Origin of the sequence: Desulfogranum mediterraneum DSM 13871 (assembly GCF_000429965.1) — a bacterium.
Lineage (GTDB): Bacteria > Desulfobacterota > Desulfobulbia > Desulfobulbales > Desulfobulbaceae > Desulfogranum > Desulfogranum mediterraneum.
In genome coordinates this window covers 14674-28476 of record NZ_AUCW01000003.1, presented here as the reverse complement: position 1 = coordinate 28476, position 13803 = coordinate 14674, and the positions used below count along the sequence as shown (strand labels likewise).

Annotated in this window: 10 protein-coding genes; 7 read left to right on the top strand and 3 right to left on the bottom strand. The window is 55.7% G+C overall.

Annotated features, from left to right (window positions below):
- Nucleotides 1-21: 21 nt before the first annotated feature.
- The 3 genes from G494_RS0100105 to G494_RS0100095 all read right to left on the bottom strand — a co-directional run bounded on the left by G494_RS0100105 (nucleotide 22) and on the right by G494_RS0100095 (nucleotide 4312).
- Nucleotides 22-1950 carry a fumarate reductase/succinate dehydrogenase flavoprotein subunit gene (locus tag G494_RS0100105; RefSeq protein WP_028582866.1) on the bottom strand — a complete coding sequence of 643 codons (1929 nt, stop codon included), beginning with the start codon at nucleotides 1948-1950 and terminating at the stop codon, nucleotides 22-24.
- 128 nt (nucleotides 1951-2078) lie between these two features.
- Nucleotides 2079-2741: a succinate dehydrogenase cytochrome b subunit gene (locus G494_RS0100100; protein ID WP_028582865.1), complete on the bottom strand. Its 663-nt coding sequence runs from the start codon at nucleotides 2739-2741 to the stop codon at nucleotides 2079-2081.
- A 470-nt stretch (nucleotides 2742-3211) separates the two neighbouring features.
- Nucleotides 3212-4312, bottom strand: coding sequence for a cyclic nucleotide-binding domain-containing protein (locus G494_RS0100095; protein ID WP_028582864.1), 1101 nt, complete (start codon nucleotides 4310-4312; stop codon nucleotides 3212-3214).
- Nucleotides 4313-4488: 176 nt separating this feature from the next.
- Between G494_RS0100095 and G494_RS0100090 the strand changes: the two genes are divergently transcribed.
- From G494_RS0100090 to G494_RS0100060, 7 genes are all read left to right on the top strand, one after another.
- Nucleotides 4489-6084: a hypothetical protein gene (locus G494_RS0100090; protein ID WP_035244999.1), complete on the top strand. Its 1596-nt coding sequence runs from the start codon at nucleotides 4489-4491 to the stop codon at nucleotides 6082-6084.
- Nucleotides 6085-6186: 102 nt separating this feature from the next.
- Complete coding sequence (trpB, locus tag G494_RS0100085) at nucleotides 6187-7413, top strand: tryptophan synthase subunit beta (RefSeq protein ID WP_028582862.1); 1227 nt, start codon at nucleotides 6187-6189, stop codon at nucleotides 7411-7413.
- A gap of 197 nt (nucleotides 7414-7610) precedes the next feature.
- On the top strand, nucleotides 7611-8405 hold the full coding sequence (gene trpA, locus G494_RS0100080) for a tryptophan synthase subunit alpha (RefSeq protein ID WP_028582861.1): 795 nt from the start codon (nucleotides 7611-7613) through the stop codon (nucleotides 8403-8405).
- Between the two features lie 40 nt (nucleotides 8406-8445).
- Nucleotides 8446-10224 carry a M3 family oligoendopeptidase gene (locus G494_RS0100075; protein ID WP_028582860.1) on the top strand — a complete coding sequence of 593 codons (1779 nt, stop codon included), beginning with the start codon at nucleotides 8446-8448 and terminating at the stop codon, nucleotides 10222-10224.
- A gap of 1096 nt (nucleotides 10225-11320) precedes the next feature.
- Complete coding sequence (locus G494_RS25920) at nucleotides 11321-12649, top strand: response regulator (protein ID WP_161629909.1); 1329 nt, start codon at nucleotides 11321-11323, stop codon at nucleotides 12647-12649.
- Nucleotides 12650-12706: 57 nt separating this feature from the next.
- The gene (locus tag G494_RS0100065; RefSeq protein WP_028582858.1) at nucleotides 12707-13072 is read left to right on the top strand and encodes a response regulator transcription factor; all 366 of its coding nucleotides are present in this window, start codon (nucleotides 12707-12709) and stop codon (nucleotides 13070-13072) included.
- Nucleotides 13073-13149: 77 nt separating this feature from the next.
- Entirely contained in the window at nucleotides 13150-13782 is a 633-nt protein-coding gene (locus G494_RS0100060; protein WP_028582857.1) for a chemotaxis protein CheW, read from the top strand.
- Nucleotides 13783-13803 lie beyond the last annotated feature (21 nt).

The window sequence follows — 13803 nt, the reverse complement described above, 5'->3', positions numbered from 1 at the left end:
GACGATGGTATATCTTCTTCGTTACTTGTAGCTTCGCTGGGAAGGTGTAACGTTTTCAAAGGTGAGTGGTTCCTTGTGCATGACAGGTTCGGCACCATCACCCTTATGTTCCCAAACGGCAACATGGGAGAAGCCCTCGTCGTCACGCTTCGCTTCATTTTCTTCTGTCTGGCTTTCTTCACGGAAGTGTCCACCGCAGGACTCTTCACGGTTAAGGGCATCGCGAACCATCAGCTCACCGAACTCGAGGAAGTCGGCGACCCGACCTGCCCGCTCGAGGGACTGGTTCAGTTCGTTACGATTGCCTGGTACGACCACCTTGTCCCAGAACTCTTCACGGATGGCAGGGATCTCCTTGAGTGCATTTTCCAAACCTTCCTTGTTTCTGGACATACCGCAGTTATCCCACATGACCTGACCGAGCTTCTTGTGGAAGTAATCCACGGTCTCCAGGCCTGCCTTGCTGGAGCCGGTGTTCTTCAGCAGCTTGGTGGTGTTCTCCCGGACTGCATTTTCGGCTTGATCGTAGGCCTCGTGGTTGGTGTTGGTGGGCTCGGGTGCGACGTTGGCCAGGTAGTTGCCGATGGTGTAGGGCAGGACAAAGTAGCCATCGGCCAGGCCCTGCATCAGCGCGGAGGCACCCAACCGGTTGGCGCCGTGGTCTGAGAAGTTGGCCTCACCGGTTGCATAGAGACCAGGAACCGTGGTCATCAGTTCGTAATCGACCCAGAGTCCACCCATGGTGTAATGGACGGCAGGGTAGATCATCATCGGCTCTTTGGTCGGGTTGGAGGCGGTGATCTTCTCATACATGTGGAAGAGGTTGCCATACTTTCTCAAGATGACGTCCAGACCGTCACGCTTGATGGCCTCACCAAAGTCAAGGTAGACACCGAGTTTGGTCTCACCCACACCCAGGCCGTCATCGCAGGCCTGCTTGGCGTTACGGGAGGCCACGTCACGGGGCACCAGGTTGCCGAAGCTCGGGTACTTGCGCTCCAGGTAGTAGTCACGCTCTGACTCGGGAATCTCGGCCGCCGGTCTGGTCTCGTTGGGGTTCTTGGGAACCCAGACCCGACCGTCGTTACGCAGGGACTCGCTCATCAGGGTCAGCTTGGACTGGAAGTCGCCGTGCACCGGGATACAGGTGGGATGAATCTGGACCATACAGGGGTTGGCAAAGCCGGCTCCCCGTTTATGGGCACGCCAGGCAGCGGTCACGTTGGAGGCCATGGCGTTGGTGGAGAGGAAGTAGACGTTGCCGTAACCGCCGGTGGCCAGAACCACGGCATGGGCGGAGTGACGCTCGATCTCTCCGGTGATCAGGTTACGGGTGATGATCCCCTTGGCCTCACCGTCTACCACGACCAGGTCCACCATCTCCTGACGGGTGTGGAGGGTGACCTTGCCGGTGGATACCTGGCGCATCATGGCGGAGTAGGCGCCGAGCAGGAGCTGCTGTCCCGTCTGACCACGGGCATAAAAGGTACGGGAGACCTGGGCGCCGCCAAAGGAGCGGTTGGCCAGGGTTCCGCCGTATTCGCGGGCAAAGGGGATGCCCTGGGCTACACCCTGGTCGATGATGTTGTTGGCGACCTCGGCCAGACGGTAGACGTTGGCCTCACGGGCACGGAAGTCGCCGCCCTTGATGGTGTCATAGAAGAGACGGAAGATGGAGTCGCCATCTCCCTGGTAATTTTTAGCAGCGTTGATACCACCCTGGGCAGCGATGGAGTGGGCTCTCCTGGCGCTGTCTTGGATACAGAATGATTTAACGTTATACCCAAGTTCTCCAAGGGTAGCTGCTGCTGCTGCGCCGGCAAGTCCGGTTCCTACAACAATGACTTCGTATTTCCTTTTGTTAGCCGGATTGACGAGTTTATTAGAAAAACGGGCTTTTTTCCATTTTTCAGCCAACGGTCCTTCAGGTATTTTCGAATCAAGCTGCATAATATTTTCTTCTAGCTATGGTGGAAAGTGAATTACGACGTATCAGGGTCGTTGCTATATATCTGTATACCGTAGCGTCAACACGCGTTCTCGCTACAGGGTAGAGCATCTCTCGTGCTCCAGCTGCCTTAACCGAGAAGATGATTCTGGGACACAACCAAAAGCAGGGTGATCAGGACAAAGACCACGATCATGATGGCTGCCACGGCCCAGGTCACATTACGGATAGGCCCGTCGTAACGAGGATGGCTGATGCCATAGGTCTGGAACAGAGACCAGAAGCCATGGCTGATATGCAGCGCCAGGACACCCATACCTACGATGTAGATGAGGGTGAAACCGGGATTGTTGAGGACCGCAGTGACCACGTCAGAAATGGTCAGGATTTCCGTCTTTTCAACAAAATGGAAGTTGGCAAGGTGAATCAGGACAAAGACAAAGATGGCCGCACCGGTGTATGGCATGGTCTTGGAACCCCAGGTCCTGCCACCAGCTGATTTGTCCACCTCATACCTCTGCTCACCTCGTGCCGCCCTGTTTTGCAGAAAGAGGATAACACCGGTGATGACATGGAGAAAAAAGATTGAGTAGAGCCCGATCTCGAAAATCGGCACAAAGATACCCAGCGAGTGAAGGTGATGGGCGTACGCATTGAAAGCTTCTCTTCCCCAGAAGATCGTGCTGTTACCAATGGTATGGACGACCAGGAAGCCGCCTAGCATGAGCCCTGTCAGGGCCATGATGTACTTTTTGCCTAGAGATGACCGACAGGTTTGAATGAACCACGACATAATTGTTGACCTTAAGTTTTGGTTAACGAAATCAAAGACTGTACTGCGTTTCAACCGGTTTTGGTAACGTGACCACTGCTCAGCTGGTAGATTTCTTTTACAACTGAACGATCATTCATTAACAGGGGGGTAATGCTCTGTCAAGGAAAAAAAAGCTGTAAATATTTGATACTATTGCGGGACTGGAGCGTGCTGGCGAAGGGGGCGTTTGCTGTGCGTTTTGTGCGGAGTTCTCTGGGGTGAACTTCGGTTTTACCGACTCGGGTCCGATCCTGGGGTGGGCGCGACCCTCTTTTGAGGGGTAAACCGGGGTGTTTTCTGGTTTTCGTGAGTTGTTTTTGCTGTCCTTGCACAGTTGGCATATCGCGATCAGCCGGGCACCCTCTGCCGGTCACCGGCTTTTCCTGCTGTCGAGCGGTCGCCTCTGCTGGGGGGGATAAAAGGCGCCAGGGGGGATCGGAGAGAGGGGCTTAGCCCTTTTGGCCCTTTGCGCTGGAGTGCTCGTCCAGGCGCTGGAGGCCCTCCATGAGCAGCTTCATGAAGTAGCCGATTTCCGGAACGTCAAAATCCTCGGCCGGGATGCCGGGGGTAAATTTAAAGCGGCCCTGTTTTTCTCTGAGTACGGCAAAGAAGGCCGACTTGCCCTTTCTGCCACCATAGATCGCCTTGATCAGGGCGCCCTGACGCAGAGAAAAACGAGCCGTTCCCCGGGGGAGTTGGGTGATGGTCAGGATGCCGGTCTTGTGGTTGGCGTTCAGGGTCTGGAACAGGGCATCCGGGGGGATCTCTTCGAGCTTGCCGATCATGGCCGAGGCATAGTCGTCGGAACGTATCCGGTTGGCTGCGCTTAACCGTTTGGCCAGCAGGCGGGTAAAGTAGAGTTGGAGGGCAGGGTATTTCTTTAAAATGGCGGTGAAGTGATCATGGTCAAGGTGGATGATGGTGCTGTCGCTGCCTGCCTGGACGGTTGCGCCGACGTTTTCCTCGCAGATCAGGCTCATCTCCCCGAAGACCTCACCTCTCTCCAGGCTGGTGATGGCAATGCCGGCGTCGTTGAGGATGTCGACCCGGCCGTTGACCACGATGTAAAAGTTACCTCCGGGGTCGCCCTTACGGAGAATGATCTCTTTGGCGGAGTACTCCTGCAGCTTGAAGTGCTGGATGACGCTCTCCAGCGCCCCCTGATCGATGTTGCGGAAAAAGGAAAATTTGCTCAAGAGGTGGAGGATGGAGCTGATCTTCCTCTCTCCGGCCTCTGGGGCAGGGTCCAGCTCTGTTGAGCGGTGATGTTCCAGGCGGATGGAGCCGGTGCAGCCGCTGCAGCTGATCAGGCAGTCCGGGATCTGATCGGCCCGTTCATATTCGATGATGATTCGGGTGAGGTCACCGTTGAGGATCTTGCAGTGTTCCTTGTCCGGAGGAGAGTGGATCACGGTGGTGTTGATAAAGGATTGTTCACCGTTACTCTCCATCCGGATGGCGATACCGGAGATGAAAAAGGTGTCGTTGTAGCTGTATAGCGGGCACTGTCTGTTTTCACAGATCCGGAACCCGATTTTGGGAAACCCCATAAAAAACTCCCAAACGATTTCTCTGCCAGTGGTGAAATCCTAGTGAATATTCCACCCCATTAGTATATTATGCTCCAATTGCAGTGGGGATACAAGCGAATCCTCCTGCCCGGCTTTGTTATTCTGGTTCCTGTTTCTGTCCTTCTCGGCCTCTTCAACCTTACCCCGCTGTTCAAATGATGCGAACCTCTGTGAAGCCCGACGGCACCTTCCGCGTCGGCATACATCAGCCCCGCTATGGGGTGATCAATCTGCGCCAGCACGACCACATTCTCACCCTCGGAGCCCTGGCTGACGGCACAGTTGTCGAGAATCGGGCCAACTTCACTCCCGGAGACCTGGAGGTCACTCCCTCCCACGCGGTCTATGAGATCCTTAATCCCTTGCCCTTTCGCGGTTGCACCTACATCGACGCTGCCTGGGCCGACCGTCGTCGCCAGGATCCGACCGCCATGGCCATGACGCCGCCTGGGCAGGATTCACTGCTGGAGCTGCTGTTGGCCGAGCTGAGCCAGGAAAAGGCGGAGCAGATCTTTGCCCGGCTACCCGGCTCTGTGCGCTATGACCTGGCTCAGAATTCCACCAAGCCCGAGGAGTTGGTGATGCTGGCCCGCGGCTGTTGCCGCTTTGTCGGGGAGGATCTTGATGCGCCTGAGGGACTCTCCTATCGCGAGGTCCAGGGGCGAAGGCTTGCTGAGATCGATGACCATCGCCTCTTTGAAACCATTGCCAACAATCCGGCCCTGCCGGACCCCTATAAGGAGGTCATGGTGCTGCGCCCGGGGGCCCAGGGGGGGAGCGAGATTGTCGCTGATTTCAACCAGGACCAGACCGCGCTCTTCGAGTACCATCGGGGCAACTCCTATATCCCTGGGGGCCACTTTGCCGCCAACTTTGCCCACAACGCCATCCGCTACCGGATTGGGGAGCTCAGCGCCACCGACATGGAGGGGCTCCGCCATCTCTACTACCAGCGCAGCTATGTGGTTCTGGCCGAGAAGCTGGGGATCGAGACCGCGATCAGGAGGCGTCGTTACAGCCCTGCTGAGCTGGAGGCGCTCCGCCGGCAGCTCGTGGCCAGGCTGGAGAGGGGAGGGGGGGAGCAGGTCGCCACCCTCTGGGGCTGGAACTTCGGCTATGATTTTTCCGGTTCGGGTTATCGCCTCCACGCCTCCCACCAGATGATACATCAGCAGTATGCCCTGGTCCCCGAGCAGGTGGAAAGTAGCGACGGCGAGCCTTGTGGTGCCTTTGCCTGCGGCGACCTGGTTGCCGACTGGCTGAAACAGTATCACCAGGCCTTTGGCTCCTCCTTTTTCAGCGATTACCTCAGGGCCATTCGCACCAATACCAGGGTGGACGGCGGCAGAGGCGAGCAGTCCCTGGTGGTCTGGGAGGATCCACAGGTGCTGCTCTTCGTGCCCAAGGCCCAGGTCTCCCAGTGGGAACTGCAGTTGATGGTCATCGCCGACAGCCCCCAGGGGCCGGTGGGGAATATTGTCGAGGCCGATCAGGCGGTACGTACCTCCCTTGACCAGGGTATTCTCCGGGCGCAGCAGGTTCTGGCAGCCCTCGGGGCCCGGATGGTGACCTCCGTCGAATACAGCAAGCGCCTGGGGGTGGACAATGGTCAACGTCTGCTCTACTCGTTTTCCCCGAAGTTGCCCTGGTCCATGGGAGGCTTCAGTGAGGCCCAGTCCAGGTATATCTGCGGCCACTATCCCGAGGATTTTGCTGCGGCCTGCCGGCAGATGCTGGAGCGGGAGGAGTGAAGGGCTCAGGGACGTTTGCCGCTCCGCGTGACCGGCGGCTCAATCAAGGATGTCAGGGCCTGCTCTGCCATCCCGCTACTATTTAACTGGAAAAAACCGACCATGAAAAAAGGATACTATGGGCAGTGGGGGGGGGCATTCATTCCGGAAGTCCTCTATTCGACCTTTGCGGAGTTAAATCGAATCTACGAGGAGGCCCGGGCCGATGCCGCCTTTTGGCAGGAGTATGTGGCGGTGATGCAGAACTACTCCTGCCGACCCACCCCGCTCACCGTGGCCGATAACCTGAGTGAGGCCCTGGGTGGCGCCAGGATCTATATCAAGCGGGAGGATCTCAATCATACCGGTGCCCATAAGGCCAACAACGTGATGGGGCAGGGTCTCCTGGTCAAGCGGATGGGCAAGCGGCGGGTCATTGCCGAGACCGGAGCCGGACAGCACGGGGTGGCCACCGCCACCATGGCGGCCCGCTATGGCCTGGAGTGTACCATTTACATGGGGGCAGAGGATGTGGCCCGCCAGCGGCCCAACGTCTTCTGGATGGAAAAACTCGGGGCCACAGTGGTGCCGGTGACCTCCGGCTCCCGGACCCTGAAGGATGCGATGAACGAGGCCTTCCGTGACTGGGTGAGCTCCATGGAGGATACCCACTATGTCATCGGTACGGTCTGCGGACCCCATCCCTTCCCGGAGATGGTGGCCTGGTTTCAGTCCATCATCGGTATCGAGGCCCATGAGCAGATCCTGGCCCAGCACGGTGGCTTGCCTGCCCGGGTCTATGCCTGCGTAGGTGGCGGCTCCAATGCCATGGGCATCTTCCAGGGCTTTCTCGGCCAACCCCAGGTCGAGCTGGTCGGGGTCGAGGCGGGCGGGGAAGGGGTGGATACCGCCCGCCATGCCGCCCGGATGAAGGGCAGCCGCGCCCGTGCCGGTGTTGCCCAGGGCTATAAGACCATGTTTCTTCAGAATGAGGATGGTCAGATGCTGGACACCCACTCCATTGCAGCAGGTCTTGACTATGTTGGCATCTCCCCCATCCTTGCCGACCTGGGGGAACAGGGCAGGGTCCGCTTTGAGGCCGCCACCGACCAGGAGGTGCTGGAGGCCCTCTCCCTGACCATGGAGACCGAGGGCCTGATTCCGGCCCTGGAGTCCTCCCATGCCTTTGTCCAGGCCTATAAGGAGGCCCCCAAGATGGCCAGGGACGAGGCCATCATCATCAACATGTCCGGCCGTGGTGATAAGGATATCTTTACCGTGGCCCACGCCTATGACGATCCCTCCTGGAAAGAGTTCATCATTGCCAGGGGGCAGGAGTATGGGGGCTGAAGGTCGCTAGCGGTCTGCCCCGGCAGGAGACCCTTCTCTGGAGCGATCCAGGGAAACTCGCTTATCATGAGGGTATCTTGAATCGTGCGGATGGGTTCGGTGTCTCTCTTGAGTTTCGGGGGCGATACCGGGCAGCTGCGCAGGAAGTCGGCACAAGCAGGATATTCAAGAGAGCCATTACACACCGTGAGAACAGTATGGAATTAGCACACGAGTTACACAACAGACTGGAGCAGAAGCCCATCTTGCTCATGACCCATCTGGTCCTGGGTTACCCCTCCCTGGAGGATAATCGCCTGGTCATTGAGCAGATGGCCGCAAACGGGGTGGACTGCATCGAGCTGCAGATCCCCTTTTCCGAGCCCATCGCCGATGGACCGGTGATCCTCAAGGCGAATCAGGACAGCCTGGAGACCGGGATCACGGTGGAGCAGTGTTTTACCTTTGCCCGGGAGATGGCGGATCGTTTTCCCCAGGTCTGTTTCCTCTTCATGACCTACTACAACATCGTCTATGCCCAGGGAGAGGAGACCTTCCTGGGGCGGACGAGGGAGATCGGACTCTGGGGGACCATCATCCCGGACTTGCCTCCGGAAGAGGGGCAGAGCTATCTGCAGCTGAGCCGGGAGCTGGGCCTGGCAGCGATCACCTTCTTCACCCCAACCTCCACCTCGGCGCGGATGGAGGAGGTTGCCGGCCAGGGGAATGGTTTTGTCTACTGTGTGGCCCGCAAGGGGGTGACCGGCAAGCAGACCGAGTTGGATTCCTCCATAGAGGCCTACCTTAAGCGCTGTAAAGGGGCGACCGCGCTCCCCCTGGCCGTGGGTTTCGGTATCAGCAGCCGGGCGGATATCGACCGCTTAACCGGCATGGCGGAGATGGCGGTCATCGGTACGGCCACCATTAAACTGGTCGATGAACAGGGGCCTGGGGCGGTGGGGCCCTTTATTGCCGGCCTCCTGGCCGGCAGTTGTCAGCCAGCTGCAGAGTGATGCCGACAGAAGCTATCCACCCTTTGGAGGGAGAAGGACCATGAACAGCGTAACCAAGCAGGATTTGGGCACCGGTGAGGTGATCTGGGCCCTGGAGGATCTCTATCAGGGACTCGATGATCCCGCCATTGGCCGGGATAAAGAGTGGTGCCTCGCCACGGCCCAGGCTCTGGCAGAGCAGTATCGCGGTCGGGTTGCTCAACTGAGCGGCGACCAGCTGGCCGGCCTGGTGGCGGAACTGGAGCGACTCGACTGCCGGCTGAGCAGGCTGGAGACCTACGCGTATCTGAATTTTACCACCCAGACCGGCGATGCCCCTGCCTCGGCCCTGCTCCAGGAAATCGAGGAGTTGGCCTCCAGCGTGGGGCAACTCACAGTCTTCTTCCGCCTGGAATGGAATACCCTTGATAAGCTTGCGGTGACCAGCCTCCTGGCCGAGCCGGCAGTGGCGAGCTATGCCCACTATCTGGAAGCCCTGCGTCGTTTCGCCCCGCACCAGCTCTCCGGGGCGGAAGAAGAACTCCTCCAGCAGTTGGCGCCGGTGGGCCGGAGTGCCTGGAATCTGCTCTTTGATAAGCTCATGGGGCGCCTGCAGTTTGGGGAAACCGGCAGGACCGAAGAAGAGGTGCTCAACGATCTCTACAGTCCCCGGCGGGAGGTACGCAGGCAGGCGGCCGGGGAGATGACCCTTGAGCTGGAGAAAAACAGTCACCTCCTGAGCCATGTCTTCAATACCCTGGCTGCTGAAAAGATGATCAGCGATCGGGTCCGTCGCTATCCCGGCTGGAGCAGTGAGATCAATCTGGCCAACGAGCTGGAGGACAGGACCGTGGACACCCTGATCGAGGCGGTGACCGCTCGTTATGATATTGTCCAGCGCTACTACCGGCTCAAGCGGGAACTCCTGGGCTATGAACAACTGTTTGACTATGATCGCTACGCTCCCCTGCCCGGCGACCAGGGAGGGGTGGTAGGGTGGCAGAGCTGCCGGCAGATGGTGGTGGCTGCCTTTAGCGATTTTTCCCCGGAGATGGGTGGGATTGCCGAGCAGTTTTTCAGCTCACGCTGGATCCACGCCCCGATTATGGAGGGTAAGCGGGGCGGGGCCTTTGCCCATCCCTGCATCCCTGAACTCCATCCCTATGTGATGGTCAACTATACCGGTTCCATCCGGGATGTCTCCACCGTGGCCCATGAGCTGGGCCATGGGGTCCATCAACTCCTGGCCGGCAAACAGGGGCACTACAACAGCGACACCCCCCTGGTACTGGCAGAGACCGCCTCGGTCTTTGCCGAGTTCCTGGTCTTTAACGCCCAGCTGGAGTTGCTTGGTTCTGGCCAAGAGCGTCGGGCCTTTATCTGTCAGAAGCTGGAATCCATCTTTGCCACGGTCTTTCGCCAGGTGGCCATGAATCGCTTCGAGGAGCAGATGCATACCCGGAGGCGGGAGAGGGGAGAGTTGTCACCCCAGGAGTTTGCCGCCATCTGGCAGCAGACCCAGGAGGCCATGTTCGGCGATTCGCTGATCCTGACCCAGGACTACGGCTGCTGGTGGTCCTATATCCCCCACTTCCTCAGCACCCCGGGCTATGTCTACTCCTATGCCTTTGGCGAACTCCTGGTGCTCGCACTCTATGCGCGTTACCAGCAGGAGGGCGACCGTTTTGTGGAGCAGTATCTCTCCCTGCTCAGCGCCGGCGGCAGCCGCTCACCCTACGAGCTCCTCGCCCCCTTTGATATCGATCTCAATGCCCCCTCCTTCTGGCAGGCCGGTCTGGGGATCATCGAGTCACTTTTGTCCAGGGTGGAAGCGGGCTAGTCCTTTGCTGGAGTGCTAAAAAAAACCGGCCTGTCTTACCCTGCTTGGGGCAGACAGGCCGGTGCCGGTTCCCTTGGTGCCTCTGTACCACCTTCCCTCCTGTTGGTTCTTCTCCTGCTCTCAGCGCTCTGCTGATCTCTCCTTGCGACTGCCACTGTTTCCCTCTGTACTCACACAGCTGGTTCTTTTGTGTTTGTCCCCTTCTTGTTCGTAGTGCTCTCCGATTAAGGCAGCAGCAAGCAGGCATCTCTCTTCTCGGTCCTGTTGTTGGATTTCGTAATTGTAATTGCGATGCCTTTTTCGTTGTTAGGGCCTGGGGGTATGCTGACAATAAATTCAAAGATGTTTGTTTTTTTGCAAAAAAAGCAAAAAGTCGTTTGACATCAAAAGCTATTTCATGGACACTTGTATTTAACATGCGAAATCGATCCGATTTCAGTTGTATTTAAAAAGAGCGGTGCTGTCTTCTTTTTCATCTTTTCCTCATCTCAGGAAGCTGTATTCAGGCAGATGTAGGTCTCGTGTATTCATTGGTAGAGATTGTCAGGTACTGTTTGTCTTTAATAAAGCATCATGGTTTACCGTATCGTTGTAGGAGATTGGAGAGCCATGATGTTAAGTTGCTCATTATTCTGAAGTAGATGTCGTATTTGATCTAATGGTCAACAAATAGTAAAAAATAGTGATGATGTTTATAGCTACTGATGTCGTAGTATATTTAGGAGTAAAGATTAATTGTGCTTAACTATTTTAGGTGATCGGTTTGATACCGATTGTATGTCGTTTGATGTTTGAGTGTAGTTAGTTTTTTTTTATTTTTATCAGTATATTTTTTTTTGTTTTGTAGTTGTATCCTTCCTGTTCGTCATTCTTGTTTAGGTTTCTTTTTTACAGTTTGTAATGCTGCTCTGGTTGGGAAGCTTGGCCTCTGCCAATACTGGTGGGCCCAGTCTTGCTAGGCAGGGATGTACCCTGTCTTGTTTTTTATGGTTTCAGTACATCGGGTTTTGATAAGCAAATATAGCGCATGTAATTTTAGCCGTACGGGTGTCTCAATATGGTTGTCGCTGCATCAAAAGTCATAGATGGTTTTTCAGTGGAAAATATCCTTCAGATTCTTTCCATGGAGAAAAAGAGCTGCACCATGAGTGTGGTTGCCCTTGATCGTATCGGCTATCTCTATGTGGAAAAAGGAGAGCTCATCGATGCCTTTAGCGGTGAACTCAGTGGTCATGATGCCGCCTTGGAGATTCTTTGTTGGGAAGAGGCCCAGTGTGAGCTGTTTACGCTTGCTCAACGGAGTCGCAATATTGATGTCTCGCTGATGTCCCTGTTGCTCCAGGCCTCAAAGGAAAAGGATGAACGGAAGAAACATTCCCCGGGTTCTCCGCTGAATCTCTTGGAGCAATCCATCGAGCAGGCCGAGGCCCATCTCTACCGGTCGGCCCATGTCAACCTGCTTCGCTATCTGAAAAAGAACAGAAAGAATGCCAGTGGCTGGGTATGGTACTCCAGGATTCATGCTGACTTGCAAGTTGTTGAAAAGGCGTTGAAAAATGCGATGATCCTGGGTCCCGATGATCCCCTGGTGAGAGAAGAGACGGCAAAGTTTGCTGCCGCTAAAAAGCGGATCCAGACCACTGCCATCCGTAAGTGTTACTTCTGTTGGACTCCCCTGGATAAGAAGCTTAAGAGATGCCATCACTGTGCAGGGTTTCTCCGGGTCGATACTGAGTCGCTGGAGTTGGTCGACCGGCCCAACTCAGGGACCTTTATCGCGGCCATTCGCAGGTATTCCAGAGTCAGTGCCAAGTATCCCGAGTCACTTGCCGCCCTCTATTGTCTCTCTCTTGCCCATCTCAATATGGGGCATTTAAAGGAAGCTCTCCACTGTCTGGATCAACTCTCCAAAAAGGCGCCTGATAACACCATGTTTAGCCGCCAGCTTAATCTGCTGATGGATTATCTTGCCGCCACGGCCAGCAGCGCAGTTACTGAGGCAGAAGAGCAGCCAATGGGGGCGAATCCGTCGGCTGGGCCGCCGGAGCAGTTGGCGATACAGCAGAAGAAGAATATCCTGGTGGTCGAAGATAGCCCCACCATTCGAAAGGTTATCACTATCTCCTTAAAGCGAAATGGGTATGGGATTGTTGAAGCCGGAGACGGGCTTGAGGCCTTAAGCCGGGTCAGTCACCAGAAGCCTGATCTCATCCTGCTTGATGTGGTGCTGCCGAAGATGGACGGCTTTAAGCTTCTTTCTCTGCTCAAGGGCAACAGGGAACTGAAGTCCATCCCGATTATCATGCTCACCAGTAAGGATGGATTTATCAACAAGGTCAAGGGCAAGATGGGTGGTGCCGATGCCTATTTAACCAAACCCTTTGATCCGCAAAAGATGATCGATGAAATTCAGAAGCATATATAACAGTATCTTGAATTACAAAAATGAATACTTATCAAGCTAGCGCATGAGGTGAACCGTATGGCTAAGAACACAATACTCGTTGTCGATGACTCGCCCACCCAACTGAACATGATGAAGGCACCGTTTGAAAAAAACGGCTACCAGGTCATCACCGCAACAGATGGTGAAGAGGCCTTGAGTATGGTCCACAGCGAGAAGCCCATGTTGGTGGTGCTCGATGTGATCATGCCCAAGATGAACGGATTTCAGGTTTGTCGGAAGATCAAAACTGAAGAGACCACCAGGGATATCAAGGTCGTTATGCTGACCAGCAAGAATCAAAAAAGTGATGCCTTCTGGGGCAAGAAACAGGGTGCCGACAAGTATATGACAAAACCTTTTGATGAGCAGGAACTCTATGATGCAGCCATGGCCCTTCTCTAGAGTGCCGTGATTGAGAAGCAATAGTATCGGTTTGCAGAGTTGATTAATTGTAATCACAAGTCAAGGGTTCTAACAGTATGGTAGCGTCCACCGCCAATCCCCCACCGTCCTTGTCTGCGCTTTTAGGCGCGATTGAGTCGAAAACTGCACCATTTGCGGCCCAGAGCATCAAAGAACATCAGGAAGTTGCCCGCCAGGGGCGGAGCCATAAAGAGCTCTATATCTCTTTTTTTTTAAATGAAATAGAGCTGGCCTTGCCAATTGGCTCCATCCAGGGAGTGGATCGTTTTCCCACGGTTACTCCGCTGCCCAACCTGCCGCCCTGGATATTGGGCATTGCCCATGTCCGGGGTGAGATCATATCCATGGTGGAACTGCGGACCCTGTTTAAAATTTCCTACTATACTGCCCGGCGGGCCAGCTTTTATATCCTGTTACGTCACGGGGACCTTAAATTAGGCTTTCCCGTGGATCGCATCAGCGGAATAGTCGGGGTCGAAGCAGGGGAGGGTACATTTCGGACCTCTTCTGCATCTGAGGATGAAACGGTAAACAATCTTTCCACTTATATTTCAGGGACTTTGCGCAGTGATGAACGGGTGCTGGCCATTTTGGACAGCGCCAAATTACTGAACTCCCAGATTCTGCAGAAAGGGATCCGAAGCCTTGAACAGGTTGGGGAAGGTGCGAGCGGGGGAAACAATGAGTAACCACGAACAAGGAGGAACGGC